Genomic DNA, 16,204 nt, shown 5'->3' on the forward strand with positions numbered 1-16,204 from the left:
GTGAGGGCATGCCAGCTCTCAACGTGGAGTTCAGCGAGCGCGAACTAGCGGACCTGCGGCAGATCGCCAAGGAACGCGGTACGTCGATGAAGGCCCTGGTGCGGGAGGCGGCCGCGGCGGACATCGCCCGGCACCGGGCGCTGAAGGAAGGCGCCGAGACGTTCCGGGCCTTCTTCACCGCGCACGCCGAGGAGTTCGCCGCCGCCTTCCCCGAGGACGAGGCCGTAACAGCCAGGGGAGAGGCCGCCTGACCGGCGATGTCCCCCGTCATCCACATCGACGTCCCCTGGCTGCTCCAGCGTCATGAGGACGTCCTGCCCGAACAGCCCTCGGTGGACGACTTCTCCGCCCTGGTCGCCGCCGTCGCCCGGCACCGCGTCGACCCGCCCCGGCTCGGCGTCGACTCCGACCCCGCCTGGCGGGCCGCCGCCCTGCTGCACACCCTCGCCGTGCTCCGCCCGCTGCCCGCGGCCAACGCCCGCTTCGCCTGCGCCACCGCCGTCGCCTATCTGCACATCAGCGGCGCCGGCATCGACCCGCCCTACGGCGCCCTCGTCGACCTCGTCCGCGACCTGACCGACGGCCGCGCCGACGTGTACGGCGCGGCCGACCGGCTGAGGTCCTGGCGGATCTGACACCGCCCCGGCGGACGGGGGAAGCCGTCACGGCGATCGGCCGGGGGGTCTTCCGGGCGGGACCTGGCCCAGTCCACACCGGTGCCGTGCGCGGGGAGAAGCGTGTGCGGGCGGCCGTCGTGTGCGCGGGCTTCACACGGGGCGCGCGAAACCCTCCCGACTCCGACTTCCCTGCAAACCCGGCGATGTGGGACGCTCTCCTTGTTGCGTGTGGAGAAGTTGTGCGAGGGTTGACACTCCCGCGCGGGGGGTGAAGTCCGAAACCGTTTCGGCAGTTTGGCCACCGGGACGGGGGACGCCGGGGCGGAGCCGTGGGTCCCGTTCACTCCGTGCGCACCCCGGAGGACCGCTCCCACGCTCCGCACGCGCCAAAGGAAACCGCTCAGTGACCACCCCTCAGCCTCCCCTTCCCCCCTACCTGCCCGGCATGGCGGCGGGGGAGTCCGACGAGTCCACGGCCGCCGCGCTGCGCGCCGGTTCGGACCCGGAGGCGTCCCGGTCGGCCGCCCTGCTGATGGCCCGGCACTGGCAGCCCGCCGCCGACTACGCCGTGATCTGCCTCGCCGGTCCCGGCCCGCTCGCTCACATGGTCACCGCCGCCGTGTTCCACCAGACCCTGGACCGCCTCGCCCTCGGCGAGCCCGCCGAGGCGCTCCGGCCCCGGCTGCTCGTGGCGGTACGGGACACCGTCCTCGACTGGGCGGCCACCGACCGCCTCACCGCCGCCCTGCCCGGCCTCGCCAAGCCCGCCGGGGGACGCGGGATGCGCGCCGCGAACTCGCTCACCCCGGACAACCGGGTCCTCGCCGAGCGGGCCTTCCATCTGCTGCCCCGGCTGGAACAGACGCTGCTCTGGCACACCGAGGTCGAGGCCGAACCCGTCACCGTCCCCGCCGCGCTGCTCGGCGTGGACCCGGTGGGGGCGGCCGCGGCGCTCGAACAGAGCCGGGAGAAGCTGCGCGCGGGTGTGCTGCGCGCACACCGTGAGCTGGCGCCCAGTGGGGAGTGCCGCCACTACAACCGGCTGCTCGATGTGCCGGTGCGCCGGGGCGGGGGCGTACTGCCCGACGTCCGCGAGCATCTGGACGCCTGCTCCTACTGCCGGTACGCCGCCGAGCAGCTCGGGCAGATCGACAGCGGGGCCGGACTGCTGCTCGCCGAGGCGGTCCTCGGCTGGGGAGCCCGCCGCTATGTCGACTCCCGGCCGGGGCGGGGTCAGGCCGCCGCCGTGCCGAGCGAGGCCCCGCGCTCCGGCGGGCGGCGCAGGGCCGGGAGGCGGGGCGCCGGGCGGCGTGGCGGCGGATGGTCGCTGCGGGCCGGGGCGGGTGTCGTCTCCGCCGGGCTGCTGGCGACCGGGCTGGCCTTCGCCGTCTGGCCCGAGGCGGAGGGCGGCCGCACCCCGGTGGCCTCCGCCGGTGCCGCGCCCGCCGCCGATCCCCGTACCGCCGGGCCGTCGGCGACCGCCTCGGCCACTCCGCCCCTGGCCGGGCGGCCCATCCGGCTGCGCAACGTGGGGGCCGCGCTCTGCCTCGGCATCAAGGGCGAGCCGGAGCGCGGCGGGCTGGTGACGCTCGCCCTGTGCTCGGACACCGTCACCCAGCAGTGGACGTACGACGCGGACGGCCTCCTGCACAGCCAGGCCGACCCCGAGCTGTGCCTCGACTCCCACGCGGACGCCGCCGTCGTCATCCTCGGCACCTGCGACGACGCGGGCACCGAGCGCGGGGAGGACGTGCGGTACGACCTCACCGTGCGGGGCGAGCTGCTGCCCCGCTGGGACGAGACCCTCGCGCTGGCCTCGGCGGACGCGCGTCCCGGCGCCGACATCGTGGTCTCGCTCCGGGACCGCTCACCCGCCCAGCACTGGCTGGCCGACACCGCCACGGCCACCCCCGGCACGCTCTCGGCGGCAGAAGCCTCCGAGACCCCTGCGTGACCGACGGGCCGCACCCTAGTCTTGGCCCGTGATCACATGCGTGGTGCGGTACACCATCGACCCTCGGAAGATCGCGGCCTTCGAGCGGTTCGGCCGGCGCTGGATGGAGCTGGTGCGGGCCCACGGCGGGGTGCACCACGGCTACTTCCTGCCGGCGGAGGGCGCGAGTGACGAGGCACTGGCCCTGTTCACCTTTCCCGGCCTGGCCGCCTACGAGGAGTACCGGCGACTCTTCGGCCGGGACCCCGAGTTCATCGAGGCGGACCGCATCCGCGACGAGAGCGGATGCGTGCTGCGCCACGAGCGCACCTTCATGCGCCCCCTGCTCCCCGGTGACCTCACATCCGAAGGGCCGGGAGAAGCCTCCTAGTCGGACCCTTCCGTCAGCACGGACGGGTCCAGGGTGGCGGGGGAGGCGTGGCCGGAAAGGGCGAGGGTGAGGTCGAGTTCCGCGAGGACGCTCCGGACGACGTGCTCCACGCCCGCCTGTCCGTCCAGCCCGAGCCCGTACGCGTAGGGGCGGCCGAGCAACACCGCGCGGGCGCCCAGGGCGAGGGCCTTGGCGATGTCGTCGCCGGTGCGGATGCCGCTGTCGAACAGCACGTCGAGCCGGTCGCCGACCGCGCCCACGACACCCGGCAGGGCGTCGGCGGCGGCGACGGAACCGGCCACCTGACGGCCGCCGTGGTTGGAGACCACCACCCCGTCCATCCCGGCGTCGGCGGCCGCGCGGGCGTCGTCCGGGTGCAGGATGCCCTTGAGGACGATCGGGCCCTCCCAGTGCTCCCGCAGGAACGCCAGGTCCGGCCAGGTGTGCGCGGCGTCCCCGAAGAGGCCGAGGAAGCGGAGGACGGCCGCGTTCGGGTCCTCCTCCACCGGCTTGTCGAGCCCTGCCCGGAAGGCCGGGTCGGTGAAGTAGTTGGCGGTGCCGACCCCGTGCAGGAACGGCAGATACGCCCGGTCCAGATCGCGCGGGCGCCAGGACAGCAGAGGGGTGTCCAGCGTGACGACCAGCACCGAGAACCCGGCCGCCCGCGCCCGGCCCAGGAAGCTCCGGGTCACCTCGCGGTCGCTGCCCCAGTAGAGCTGGAACCACCGCTCGGCGTCTCCCATCGCCTCCGCGACGGTCTCCATCGGCGTGCTCGACGCCGACGACAGGATGAACGGCACGCCCTGCGCGGCGGCGGCCCGCGCGGCCCCGCACTCCGCGTCCGGATGCATGATCGACAGCACCCCGACCGGCGCGAGGGCCAGCGGCGCGGGCAGCGTACGGCCGAGCACCCGTACGGAGAGGTCCCGTTCCTCGACGTCCCGCAGCATGCGCGGGACGATCCGGCGGCGCTCCAGCGCGGCACGATTGGCCCGCTCGGTGCTCCCGTTCCCGGCGCTCCCCGCCACATACCCGACCGGCCCCGGCCCGAGCCGGTGCTCCGCCAGCTCCTCCAGCCGCGTCAGATCGGTGGGCAGCCGGGGCACCGTCCCGTTCATCCCGTTCAGATAGATCTCATACTGAAAATCAGCCCACCGAGCACCCACGCCGCCGCTCCTCTTCATTGGGATGTCATGCTCGGCTCAGTCTGCCTCAGGAGGCGGGCGCGACCGGAGCCTGGTCGGCGGCGGGGCTCCACCGCCAAGAAGGCAACACTCAGGCCGAGTTGTCCCGGAGCCAGGTGAGGCGTTCGGTTGTGGTGCGGGTCAGGGGGTGGTGGGGGCCGAAGGTGCGGGTGTAGTCCGTGTGGCAGCGGGTCAGGAGGGTCGCGGCCTCCTGGTGGTCGCCGTTGTCGATGAGGACGTTGGCGAGGTTGTCGCGGGCGTGGAGGGTGTCGGGGTGGGCGTCGCCCTTGTGCTGGGTGGTGAGGGCGAGGACTTCGCGCAGGATGCGGGCCGCTTCGGCGTAGTGCTCGCGGGCGTGCAGGACGGCGGCGAGGTTGTTGCGGGTGGTGAGGGCGTCGGGGTGGGCCGGGCCCTTGGCCCGCTGCTGGGCGGTGAGGACCGAGCGCATCACCGCCTCCGCCTCGTCCAGCCGGTCCAGCCGGCACAGCGCGGCGCCCAGGTTGGACCGGGCGGCCAGACCGGTGTCCTCGTCCTGGAGGCCGCGCCGCTCCAACCTGGCCACGAGCGTGCGTAGTTCGCGTTCAGCCTCGGCCCAGTGGCCGGCCTTGACCAGGGTCGCCGCGTGGCTGCTGGTGGCGGAGAGGACCGCCGGGTCGTCCGGGCCGAGCAGGCGCTTGCGGCGTTCGAGCACATCCCGGCGCAGGGCGGCCGCCTCCGGCTCGCGGCGCAGGTCCTCCAGGACCGAGGCCAGGGAGGACGCGCTGTCCAGGGTGTGGGGGTGGTCCGGCCCGAGGAGTTCGGCGCGGCTGGTCCACACGCTGCGCCACACCTCCTCCGACTTGGCCAACTCGCCCGTGACGTGCATCAGTCCGGCCAGGTCGGCGGAGGTCGTCAGGGTGTCCTCGTGGACGTAGCCGAGGGTCCGGGACTGGGTGTACACCAGGGCCATCAGCCGCTCGCGCGCCTCCTCCTGGCGGCCCTGCATATGGGTCAGCACCCGGGCGTAGTCACGGAACGCCCGCAAGGTCTCCGGGTGTTCGGGGCCGAGCCGCTGATGGGCGGAGTTCGCGCGCAGGCCGTAGAACTCGTCCGGGGGCAGACCGACGCGGCTGATCTCCTCCTCCGTACCGTCGTCGTTGAGCATCGTGACGACCAGATCGGCGGCCGGGGGCAGTCCGGGCCCGGGGGTGTCCCGGCGGCCGTCGTCCCCGCGTTTCCTGCGCCATCCGAGGGCCATGTTCCGACCCCTCCTCTCGTCGTCCGGCTCCGGCGGCCCTACGCCCCGGAGTGCACATGGGCGGCCCACAGGCTGGGGCTGCCGGGGAAGGCCGCCCGGCACTCCCGTACGGCGTGGTGCAGGGCGAGGGCCGCGTCCAGCTCCGCCGTCCCGGAGAGGGCGTCGCGCAGCCCGCCGTACAGGGTCCGCGTCACGCGTACCGCCACCGCGTCGTGCACCGGCCAGAGCGTGCCGATCGCGTGCGGGTAGCCGGCGGTCTGGAAGGCGGAGGTGATGTGGATCGACTCGTCCGCCAGCAGCTCCGAGCCCCGCGCGGTCTCGCAGGCGGACAGCACGGCGAGCCGGGCGTCCGGCAGCTCGAGGCGGGAGATGTGACGTACCGTCAGCGGGTGCTCCCGGTGGTCGTGCACCAGCAGCCGTGCCCCGGAGGGGTCGTCCGGCTCGCTCACCCCGTGGCAGGCGAAGTGGACGTACGGATGGGCGGGCAGCGCCGCCAGCACCGCGGCGAAGGTGGCGCGCGGGCCCGCGATCACCTCGGCCGGCAGCAGCGCGCTCAGCTCCCGCACCTCCCGGCGCACCCCGCCCAGCCTGCGGGCACCGGGCGCGTCGGGCACGACCACCGCGAGCAGGCGCCCGGCGGGCGGGGGACCGGCAGCGCGGGCGCGGGCGTACACCAAGGCGCGGACGGTCGGCGTGTAGGAGGAGACCGCGAGGTCGAGCACCGTACGGGAGGGGTCGCCGTGGTGCCCGGCCGCGTGCAGCGGCAGCGCGGCCAGCGGGCCGCCCGGCGACCACCACAGCCTCGGCCGGGCACCGTCCGCCGGCGGAGCCGACAGCCCCAGCGCGCCCAGGACCGGCCCTGTGACGTGGTCCCACGTCCAGGCGAGCACCTCCGCGACCGTCGCCTGCGCGGCCCGCTCCCGCTCCGGCACGGCCGCCTCGGCGAGCGCGGTGCCGAGCCGCCGCGCCCGCGCCTCCACGGCCGCGAGGCCGGCACCCGGCAGCGGGACCGGCAGCACCCGGTCCGGCAGCAGGACCAGCGCGTCACTGCGGTACGGGCTCGCGTACAGCAGCACCACCGGCCCCCGCCCGGCACACGCCCGCACCTCGGCGGCCGTCGGCCCGTCCAGGAAGCCGCCGAAGCCGGGCAGCGCGCGGATCTCGGCGACCAGATCCTCCCAGCGGGCCGCGAGCACGTGCCGTTCGTCGGTGTCCTCCTCGCCGGGGTCCAGCGCGTCGATGAGGTCCCGCAGCTCCATGAAGCGGTCGGCGGCGTCCGGATGCGCGGCGCGCAGCCGCTCCAGCTCGGCGCGGGCCGCGATGGTCTGCCCGAGCAGCACCCCGCGCCCCCGCTCCAGCAGCAGCACCGCGTGGTCGGGCCGGCCCAGGTGCACCGCGCACGCGGCGGCGTCCGCGGCGAGCCCCTGCACACCGGTCAGCCCGTGCTCCTGGTCGTCGCGGGTCAGCCGTCTGCCGATGCTGAACGGCAGCAGCGCGAGGGCGAGTTCGAACCCGGCGAGCGCCTGCTCCCAGCGGCCCGCGTCCGCCGCCGCGATGCCCCAGGAGTACGCGGCCCGCACGCGCCGCGCGGCGGGCAGCACCGTGATCCCGGCGACCTGCCGGTAGGCGTCCTCCGCCGCGAGCAGCACGGCCGGGTCCTCGGTCACCGCGTGCAGGGCGCGCAGCGCGGACGCGTACGACTGGAGCCGGTTGGCGGTCGGAGCCGTGCCGGGCGCCGACGCCCACACGGACCGGCCGAGCGTGGTCACCGCCTGGTTCAGCAGAGTTGGGTCCTCGGCCGCGCGGGCGCCCGTGAGCTGGGTCAGGCCCAGGTTGTGCAGATAGTCGGCATGGTCCGAGGTGCCGTACGCCGTCCGCTCCACGGCCTCGGTCAGCATGGCGACGGACTCCGCGAGGTCGGCCGGGTCACCGCCGGACCCGTACCGCTGGAAGAGGGCGTTGCCGAGGTGGTTCAGCCGCATCGCCCGCTCCGCGCCGCCCGGCGGGGTCCGGGCCAGCACCCGGCGGGCGGCGTCGACGGCCTCGGCGGCGGCGCCCGCGTCGCCGGTGCGGTCGTGCCAGGTCTGGAGGACGACGCCGAGGTTGGCGAGCTGGGTGTCCGAATCCCCGGCCGTACGGGGGGCGTTCAGCGTGAGCCGGGCCAGGCGGGCCGCCTCGCGCAGGGTCTCCAGATCGCCCGTCTGGTGGTAGCGCTCGCGCAGGGCCAGGGCGAGGTTCGCCACCCGGCCCACATGGCCCTCCTCCCGCGGTGACGGCTCCGCGACGGCGGCGCGCAGGACGCGTACGGACTCGTCCAGCAGGGCCGCGTCGCCGGTGCGCTCGCCCAGCCGGTGCAGGGCGTTGCCGAGGCTGTTGAGCCGGTGCGGTCGGGCCCGGCTGCCCTCCGGAGTCTCCCCGACGGCCTCGTCGAGCAGGGCCACCGCTACGCGCAGCGGTTCGGTGTCGTCGGTGTGCTCGGCCGCCAGCCGGAGGGCCACGCCCAGGCCGGTGAGGGCGCGCGGCCGTAGCGGATGGCCCCTCGGGATCGCGGCCAGGGCGGCGTCATGGGCGGTGACCATGGCCTCGACGTCGGCCGGGAAGCCGGTGAGTTCGGCCGTCGTCCGCCAGGCCGTGGCCAGGTGGAGGAGGGCCTGCGGGCGGCGGGGCGCCGGGGTGTCCGCGAGGGCCGCGCCCAGCAGTTCGACGGCCTCGCGGGCCCGGTCGGGGTCCCGGTGCAGCGCGGCGGTGTGGCGGAGGCTCGCCGCCAGGTTGTTCCGTACGGTCGGCAGCTCCGGGGAGCCTTCGGGGAGCAGGGTCAGGGCCACCCGGCGCAGGTGCTCCGCCTCCGCGAGGTCGGCGGTGTCGCCCGTCGCCTCGCCGCGCTCGGCCAGCAGACCGCCGAGGGTGTCCAGGACGAACGGCCGGTGGTCCCCGCCGCGTCCGGGCAGCTCGGCGGCACGGCGCAGAGCGGTGATACCGGCCGCCAAGTCGGCGGGATCGCGGGTGAGTTCATGGCGGTCGGCCAGCATGCGGCCCAGGAGACGGAAGTCCTGTTCGTCGGGGCCGGGTCCGGTCGTGAGGGCGTTTCCCTCGGTGATCGACTCGTCCAGGTCCCGCCGGTCGCGGAACTCCGACCAGCGCATCACGAGGGTGCTGCGCAGCGCGGCCCGGCACACGGTGTGTACGGGGTCCCCGGGGGGTGCCGCGCGAAGGGCCTGCCGACAGATCCCGACCGCGTCGTCCAGCGGGTGGCGGTCACCCGACCGGTTGAACTCATCGATCAGCGCCGCGACTTGGCGGAGCGCCTGCCCAGCCGCTCCGTGCGCGTCCGACATCGACCGGCCCCCGTGTGTGACGCCATGGGCTCTGGAATCCCGAGAAGTCCCGAGCCCGATTTTACCCAAGTGGTCCCCCGGGCGCCCTCGTTATGCTGAGTCGCCGATCGGCCGGTGCGGGAAGGTACGACGATGAGCGGACTCGGGGACGACGAGGGTGACGGGGACGGCGTCCCGGGGCACGAGCGGCTGGCGGCGCTCTGCCACCGGTCGGCCGAGCTGGCGCGCGAACTCGGGACTGAGGGGCGCCGGTTGGCCGACCACATCGCCACCGAGCTGCGCGGCGGCCGCTCACCGGGCGAACTGGAGGACTCCTTCGACGAGTTGGAGGACCTCCTGCTGGCCGCCGGCCTCACCGCGGGCCTCGGCTCGTACCGCACCGACTCCCCGCCCGTCTACCGGCGCTTCCCCGGCGCCGGGCACCCGCTGCTGCGCGTACTGGCGTGTCCCGGCGGCGGCTGCGCCCGCGTCGAGGCACCCGAGCCCGAAGGGCCGCCGGCGCAATGCCGGATCTTCGGACGGCCGTTGCGCGAGATCGGGCTGCGTCCGTGACCGCGTTCCTCAACGCGCTCGGCGGCAAGCTGGCCGAACGCTGGTTCGCCCTGCTGGCCGTCCCTGGCCTGGTGTATCTGGTCGCGCTGGCCACCGCCGTCACCCTCGGCCGGCGGCACTGGCGGGACACCGGGCGGCTGCGCGAACGCCTCGACGCCCTCGCCGCCGCGCCGGGCGCGCACAGCGCGGGTGTGCTCGCGGTGTGCGCGGTCGCCGTGCTGGCCGGGGCCGCGCTCACCGGCACCGGGGTGCAGGCGATGGGCGCGCTGGTCGAGCGGGTCTGGCTGACGGCTCCGCGCGGACCGGTGACCCGGTGGCTGACGGAGCGCCGGTCGCGCGGCTGGCGGGCCGCCGACGACGCCTACCGTACGGCCCTGGTCGCGGCCGGCCGGGCCCGGCTGAGCGGCGCCGCAGACGCGGACGGCCTGGTGGCGGAGGCGGAGGCGCGGTACGCCCGGCGCAATCGGATCGGTCTGGTCGCCCCGCGCCACCCGTTCTGGACCGGAGACCGGGTCACCACCCCGGACCGGCGCGTCTGGCGGGCGTACCGCCTGGACCTGACCGCCGCCTGGCCCCATCTCTGGTTGCTCGCCCCCGACAGCACCCGCGCCGAACTCGGCACCTCGCGCACCGCGTTGACCGCCGCCGCCCGGCTCACGGCCTGGGGCGTGGCCTACCTGCTGCTGGCCCTGTGGTGGTGGCCCGCCGCACTCGTCGGCGCGGCCACACTGGCGACGGGCGCCGTACGGGGCCGTACGGCGGCGGCGTCCTTCGCGGAGCTGGCGGAGGCCCTGGTGGACCTCCAGGGCGCCGATCTGGCCCGCGCCCTCGGCCTGGAGTGCGAGGGCCGGCTCACCCCGGACACGGGGGAAGAGCTGACCCGGCTGCTGAGCAAGCCCGACTGAAGGCCGGGCGGCCGGAACAGCGCGCCCGCGTCGCGGGGGTCTCGGGGCCCGATCAAGGCTTCAACCATCCGCAGGGCGCGGCGAAACCCGTGCGAACGCAAGGAATCGTGAAGGTGTCACGAGCGGATCGTGAAGGCGGCCCCGGCATGGGCGGGCGGAATGTTTCAGGCCGATTGCTCAGGCGGTGATTTCCGGCCATCCGGCCGATCGGAGTGTTCGGAAAGCCCGGCGTTGAGGGGCCGACCTGTTCGAATTCCGTGACTTCACGCCACTGATTCAATACGCAATGTTACTGAAAGTCATGGGTGGGATGTGTGTTCCGGCTGCGGACTCGGCAGAGTGGCGCTCGCCGTCGCGGCGCCCCACCGGGCAACGGACGGCACACCCTCGAATCGAGCGGAAGGATGCACACCATGCGGAACACCGCGCGCTGGGCCGGGGCCCTTGGCCTGACCGCCGCCGCCGTCTGCGGACCCCTGACCGGGTCCTCCGTAGCCGCGCCCGCCTCCCTGTACGCACCCTCGGCACTGGTCCTCACCACCGGGCACGGCGACGGCGCGACCACGGTCACCCCGGAACGCGCCGTCACCCTGAGCTGCGCGCCCACGGCCAGTGGCACCCACCCCGCGGCGGCTGCCGCCTGCGCCGAACTGCGCGGGGTCAGAGGTGACTTCACCGCTCTGAAGGCCCGCCCCGACGTGTACTGCACCCGGCAGTACGACCCCGTGGTCGTCACCGTCCAGGGTGTCTGGCAGGGCCAGCGGGTCGCCTACGAGCGCACGTTCGGCAACGCTTGCGCGAAGGACGCGCTCGACAGCAGCGTCTTCGCGTTCTAGACCGGGATCGCACGGGCTCCGTGCCGCAGGGTCGGTTTCGCAACTGGGGAGTGCGGCCCCTGGGGCGGAGCGACCGGCGATCCCGTACCGGGAGGGTGTGGCGGAGTGGGGCCGCCGCCTTCCGGACCCACAGCCGCTTCCCGGCCAGGCCCGTGGGGGGCCTCGCCGGGAAGCGGCACATCCGTTCCTACGCGAGCTGGCGGCGCACCAGTTCGTGCAGCCGGCCACCGGTGTCGGCGAGGAGTTCGGCGGGGGAGCCCTGCTGGATCACCTTGCCGTCCTCCATCACCACCACCCGGTCCGCGTCCATCACGGTGGACAGCCGGTGCGCGATGACCACCCGGGTCGCGTTGAGCTTGCGGGTGGACTCGATGACCGTGCGCTGGGTGTCGTTGTCCAGGGCGCTGGTCGCCTCGTCGAAGAAGAGGATGCGCGGCCGGCGGATCAACGCCTGGGCGATCATCAGCCGTTGGCGCTGACCGCCCGAGACCGCCCCGCTCCCGGCGACGATGGTGTGCAGCCCCATCGGCATCCGCGCCACGTCCTCCGCCAGGCCCGCCAGCTCGATGGCCGCCATGACCTCCTCCGGCGTGTACGGCTCGGTGCCGCAGACCACGTCCATGATGGAGCCGTTGAACGGCTGTGCGTGCTGGAGCACCACCCCGCACTGGCGTCGCACCGCCGACTGGTCGAGCGCGCCGAGGTCCTGGCCGTCGTACAGCACACTGCCGGAGACCGGCTTGTCGAAGCCGATCAGCAGGCGCAGCAGGGTGGACTTGCCGCAGCCGCTCGGGCCGACCACCGCGACGAACTCGCCGGGCCGCACCGCGAAGGACACGTCGTCCAGCACCAGCGGACCGTCGTCGGAGTACCGGAACGACAGCCGCCGGGCCTCCAGCGCGCCGGTCAGCGGGCCCGGCCGGGTGCTGCCCGCCCGCACCTCCGGGGTGGCGTCCAGCACCGGGCGCAGCTCCTCGAACAGCGGCAGCGCCGCCACCGCCGACACGAAGGCGCCGGTCAGCTGGGTGACCGAGGTCAGCACCATCGTCACCGCCGTGCTGAAGGTGAGGAAGGACGCCGCCGACATCGCGCCCTTCGCGGGGCCGGCCAGCAGCATGAACATCACCAGCGTGCACACCGGCAGATACACCGCGCCCAGCACCGAGCTGAGGTTCTTGATCCGGCCGACCCGCTGCTGGAGCTCCCGGCTGCGCGCGAACTCGGCGGCCCAGGCGGCGTAGGCGTAGTTCTCCGCCGACGCCACCCGCAGCTTGGGCAGCCCGCGCAGGGTCTGGAACGCCTGGTTGTTCAGCTTGTTGCCGAGGGTCACCAACCGCCGCTGCCAGCGCACCTGCCACAGCCCGAGCCCGGTGAAGACGGCACCGATCACCAGCAGCATCCCGATCGCGGCCAGCGCCATCGGCACGCTGTAGTACAGCAGCAGGCCGACGTTCATCGCGCCGATCGTCACCGACTGCGCCACCACCGGGCCGACGCCCGCCAGCAGCCGCCGGATCGAGCTGATGCCCATCGCGGCACTCGCCAGCTCGCCCGTGGACCGCCCGCTGAAGAAGCGGGTCGGCAGCCGCAACAGCCGGTCCCAGACGGCCGGTTGCAGCGAACCCTCGATCCGCCCTTCAAGACGCAGGATGGTGAGGTTCTCCAGCAGCGTGAACGCCGCCGACACCACCCCGCTGAGCATCACCGCGAGACACACCTGCGCGATCAGGTTCTCCCGCGCCTGCGGCACGTACTCGCCGAGCACCTTGCCGGTGGCGATCGGCACCAGCGCGCCGATCGCCACCGTGACCAGCCCCGCCAGCAGCAGGTTCAGCACGTCGCCGCGGGTGCCGCCCAGGCTGAACCGGAGCAGGCCCAGCGGGCCGAGCCGTTTCTCGGGCAGCGGCCGGTAGAACATCACCGCGCGCGGCTCGAACTCCTCCGCGTTCGCCTTCTCCACCGGCGTCTCCCGGCCGTTCGCCGGCTGCACGGCGACATAGCCGCCACGCCGCCACAGCAGCGCCACCGGCGCCCCGGACAGCGCCCGGTGACCGACCAGCGGGCCCACGTTCTCCCGCCACCAGTGACCCTCAAGACGTACCGCCCGGACCCGGACCCGGGAGGCGAGCGCCACCCGCTCCACCGGGTCCAGCCGCTCGCTCTCGCCGATCCCGCGCGCCGGGTCGGCCAGCGTGATCCCGGCCGCCCGCGCGACCAGCTTGCAGGCCGCGTACCCGGCGTCCGCGTCGGCCGCCGTGCTCCGCCGGTCCGAACGCTTGCCGATGGAGGCGAGCAGGGTCCGGTCGGCCTGGGCGCGTACCGCCTCCCCGGCCTTGATACCGGCCGCCGCCCGCGTCTCGTGGGTGCGCTCCAGCTGCTCGATCCAGCGGTCCAGCGCGGTCAGCAGCCGGTACTGCTGGTCGACCAGGCTCTGCCACAGCCCCGGGTCCATCAGCAGGTCGGCCGCCGCCTCCGCGCCGTACACCGAGCCGTACTGCACGCTGCCCGGCGGCACCTGCATCCAGAACACGTCGTCGTCCGAGGGCGCCACCGACCGGTCCTCGGCGAGCGGCGCCTGGAACAGCACCGACAGGCCCCGGCCGACGCCGAGGGCGAGGGCGTACTCCAGCGGGCTGGAAGAGGGGGGCACGTACTGCGGGTTGCCGTACTCGTCGTAGGACCAGGTCTCGGTGGGCGCGCCCTGGTACAGCTCGCGCAGGTTCACCCGGTGCACCACACAGTCCCGCACCGGGCGGGCCACCAGGGTGTGCTGGGGTCCCGCGACCGGGCCGAGCAGCAGCGCGCCCGCCTCCAGCCGGCCCAGGTGGTGCCAGTGGCCCTGCTCGGCGGCGTCCACCGCGAACAGGTCGAGCGCGCCGGCCGTCACCAGCCAGAGCACCTGGGGCCCCTCCAGGTCCAGCCGGTTCAGCCCGGCGCAGTCGACCCGCGTACCGAGCGAGCCGAGGGCGCCCAGCACCAGATCACCGTCGTGCGTGGTCGTCATCTCACCGCTCCCTGACCAGCGCGGCGTACGCGCCACCGCGCGCCACCAGCTCCTCGTGCCTGCCCCGCTCCACGACCGTGCCGTGCTGGAGCACCACGATCTCGTCGCTGTCGCGGACCGTGGACAGCCGGTGGGCGATCACCACACAGGCGCAGCCGCGCCGGCGCAGGTTGTCCATCACGGTCAGCTCCGTCTCGGCGTCCAGCGCGCTGGTCACCTCGTCCAGCACCAGGATGCTGGGGCGGCGCACCAGAGCCCGCGCGATCTCCAGCCGCTGGCGCTGCCCGCCGGAGAAGTTGCGGCCGTCCTGCTCGACCTTGCTGTGCACCCCGCCCGGCCGGCGCGCCACCACGTCGTACAGCGCCGCGTCCCGCAGCGCCTCCTCCACCGCCTCGTCCGGGATCGAGGGGTCCCACAGCGCCACGTTGTCGCGGACCGAGCCCTCGAAGAGGAACACGTCCTGGTCCACGAAGGACACCGAGGCGGCGAGGGCGCCGCGCGGGATGTCCTCCAGCCTGCGGTCGTCGATCCGGATCACGCCTTCCCAGGGCGAGTACAGCCCCGAGATCAGCCGGGACACCGTCGACTTGCCGCTGCCCGAACCGCCCACCAGGGCCACCTGCTGCCCCGGACCCACCGTGAGGTCGAAGTCGGTCAGCAGCGGCTTGTCCAGCGGGCTGTAGCCGAAGGTGACCCCCTGAAGCTCGACGTGCCCGCGCAGCCTGCGGGTGTCGTCGGCGCCCTGGGGACGCGCGTACAGCGGGTCGGCCTGGAAGTTCTCCACGTCCTTCAGCCGGGCCACGTCGGCCGCGAAGTCCTGGATGCGGCCCGCCACGCCGTTGAGCCGGGTGAGCGGCGCGGTGAAGCGGGCCACCAGCGCCTGGAACGCCACCAGCAGACCGACCGAGATGTGCCCCTCGACCGCCCTCAGGCCGCCGATCCACAGGATCAGCGCGCTGTTGAAGGTGGCCAGCGTCGGCGCGACCACGCCCAGCCAGGCGCTCGGCACCCCGAGCTTCTGCTGCTCCTCCAGCGTCGCCGCGTGCTGCCCGGCCCACTTGCGGAAGTAGCCGTCCTCCCCGCCGGTCGCCTTCATCGTCTCGATGAGCTGGAGCCCGGTGTACGAGGTGTTGGTCAGCCGCGCGGTGTCCGCCCGCAGTTTCGCGGCACGGGTCGCGCGCAGCCGGATCACCAGCCGCATCGCCACGATGTTCAGCAGCGCCACGCCGATGCCGACGAAGGTGAGCTGCGGGTCGTAGGTGTACAGCAGCACCGCGTACAGCACGACCACGATCGCGTCCACGCCCGCCGCCGCGAGGTCGCGGGCCAGGGTCTCGGCGACCTGGTCGTTGGACTGGAGCCGCTGGACGAGGTCGGCGGGGGAGCGCTGGGAGAAGAAGGTGACCGGCAGCCGCAGCAGATGGCGCAGGAAGCGGGCGCTGGACAGGGTGGAGGAGATGATCCGGCCGTGCAGCAGGTTGGCCTGCTGGAGCCAGGTCAGCACCAGGGTCAGCGCCACACAGGTCGCCATCGACGCGAACAGCACGCCGAGCAGCGAGGTCTGGCCGCCGATCAGGAACATGTCGATATAGGTACGGCTCAGCGCGGGCACCGCCGCGCCCACCGCGACCAGCAGCAGGCTCGCCAGCACCGCCGCGGGCAGGGTGCCCGCCGTCCCCCGCAGCCGGGCGGGCATCGCGCCGAGCACACCGGGTTTGCGGCCGCCCTTGCTGAAGCCGTCGCCCGGCTCCAGCACCAGCACCACACCGGTGAAGCTGCCGTCGAACTCCTCCATGGGCACGAACCGGCGGCCCTTGGCGGGATCGTTGATGTACACCCCGCGCCGGCCGAAGCGGCGCCCCATGCCGTCGTAGACGACGTAGTGGTTGAACTCCCAGAACAGGATGGCCGGGGCGCGCACCTCGGCGAGCGCCGCGAGGTCCATCTGCATGCCCTTGGCGGTCAGGCCGTAACTCCGGGCCGCCTTCAGCAGGTTGCTCGCGCGCGAGCCGTCGCGGGAGACACCGCAGGCGATGCGGAGTTCCTCCAGCGGGACATGGCGGCCGTAGTGGCCGAGCGCCATGGCGAGCGAGGCGGCGCCGCACTCGACGGCCTCCATCTGCAGCACGGTGGGCGTACGGACCGTGCCGCCACGGGGTTTGGGCACCGGGCGGCGGGCCGGGGCGGCCCGTCTGCGGCCTCGGTTCTCC

At 74.3% G+C, this 16,204-nt stretch carries 12 protein-coding genes; 7 read left to right on the plus strand and 5 right to left on the minus strand.

Annotated elements, in window-relative coordinates; all coding sequences use genetic code 11:
- Positions 1–8: 8 nt before the first annotated feature.
- The 4 genes from D0Z67_RS27720 to D0Z67_RS27735 all read left to right on the plus strand — a co-directional run bounded on the left by D0Z67_RS27720 (position 9) and on the right by D0Z67_RS27735 (position 2,941).
- Positions 9–251 (plus strand): hypothetical protein, encoded by a 243-nt coding sequence (locus D0Z67_RS27720; RefSeq protein WP_078873038.1) that lies wholly within the window; start codon positions 9–11, stop codon positions 249–251.
- A gap of 6 nt (positions 252–257) precedes the next feature.
- Positions 258–635 (plus strand): hypothetical protein, encoded by a 378-nt coding sequence (locus tag D0Z67_RS27725; protein ID WP_031179334.1) that lies wholly within the window; start codon positions 258–260, stop codon positions 633–635.
- Between the two features lie 385 nt (positions 636–1,020).
- Complete coding sequence (locus D0Z67_RS27730; protein WP_031179335.1) at positions 1,021–2,571, plus strand: RICIN domain-containing protein; 1,551 nt, start codon at positions 1,021–1,023, stop codon at positions 2,569–2,571.
- Between the two features lie 28 nt (positions 2,572–2,599).
- Positions 2,600–2,941 (plus strand): NIPSNAP family protein, encoded by a 342-nt coding sequence (locus tag D0Z67_RS27735; RefSeq protein ID WP_031179336.1) that lies wholly within the window; start codon positions 2,600–2,602, stop codon positions 2,939–2,941.
- On the opposite strand, the gene D0Z67_RS27740 is transcribed toward D0Z67_RS27735, so the two are convergent.
- From D0Z67_RS27740 to D0Z67_RS27750, 3 genes are all read right to left on the minus strand, one after another.
- Positions 2,938–4,107 carry a lactate 2-monooxygenase gene (locus D0Z67_RS27740; RefSeq protein ID WP_107059500.1) on the minus strand — a complete coding sequence of 390 codons (1,170 nt, stop codon included), beginning with the start codon at positions 4,105–4,107 and terminating at the stop codon, positions 2,938–2,940. The genes D0Z67_RS27735 and D0Z67_RS27740 overlap by 4 nt on opposite strands.
- A gap of 109 nt (positions 4,108–4,216) precedes the next feature.
- Positions 4,217–5,362, minus strand: a complete 1,146-nt coding sequence (locus D0Z67_RS30460; RefSeq protein WP_051887456.1) for a tetratricopeptide repeat protein — start codon at positions 5,360–5,362, stop codon at positions 4,217–4,219.
- 38 nt (positions 5,363–5,400) lie between these two features.
- Entirely contained in the window at positions 5,401–8,697 is a 3,297-nt protein-coding gene (locus tag D0Z67_RS27750; protein ID WP_031179339.1) for a CHAT domain-containing tetratricopeptide repeat protein, read from the minus strand.
- Between the two features lie 132 nt (positions 8,698–8,829).
- Here D0Z67_RS27750 and D0Z67_RS27755 point away from each other — a divergent pair, with 132 nt between their 5' ends.
- The 3 genes from D0Z67_RS27755 to D0Z67_RS27765 all read left to right on the plus strand — a co-directional run bounded on the left by D0Z67_RS27755 (position 8,830) and on the right by D0Z67_RS27765 (position 10,990).
- Positions 8,830–9,249, plus strand: a complete 420-nt coding sequence (locus D0Z67_RS27755; protein WP_051887457.1) for a hypothetical protein — start codon at positions 8,830–8,832, stop codon at positions 9,247–9,249.
- Entirely contained in the window at positions 9,246–10,154 is a 909-nt protein-coding gene (locus tag D0Z67_RS27760) for a hypothetical protein (protein ID WP_031179341.1), read from the plus strand. Before D0Z67_RS27755 ends, D0Z67_RS27760 begins: the two co-directional genes overlap by 4 nt.
- Positions 10,155–10,567: 413 nt before the next feature.
- Positions 10,568–10,990, plus strand: a complete 423-nt coding sequence (locus D0Z67_RS27765) for a subtilase-type protease inhibitor (RefSeq protein WP_031179342.1) — start codon at positions 10,568–10,570, stop codon at positions 10,988–10,990.
- A 187-nt stretch (positions 10,991–11,177) separates the two neighbouring features.
- Here the strand turns inward: D0Z67_RS27765 and D0Z67_RS27770 are convergent, their stop codons facing one another.
- Entirely contained in the window at positions 11,178–13,994 is a 2,817-nt protein-coding gene (locus D0Z67_RS27770) for an NHLP bacteriocin export ABC transporter permease/ATPase subunit (protein WP_031179343.1), read from the minus strand.
- A 1-nt stretch (position 13,995) separates the two neighbouring features.
- On the minus strand, positions 13,996–16,161 hold the full coding sequence (locus tag D0Z67_RS27775) for an NHLP family bacteriocin export ABC transporter peptidase/permease/ATPase subunit (RefSeq protein WP_051887482.1): 2,166 nt from the start codon (positions 16,159–16,161) through the stop codon (positions 13,996–13,998).
- Positions 16,162–16,204: the final 43 nt, after the last annotated feature.

Origin of the sequence: Streptomyces seoulensis (assembly GCF_004328625.1) — a bacterium.
Lineage (GTDB): Bacteria > Actinomycetota > Actinomycetes > Streptomycetales > Streptomycetaceae > Streptomyces > Streptomyces seoulensis.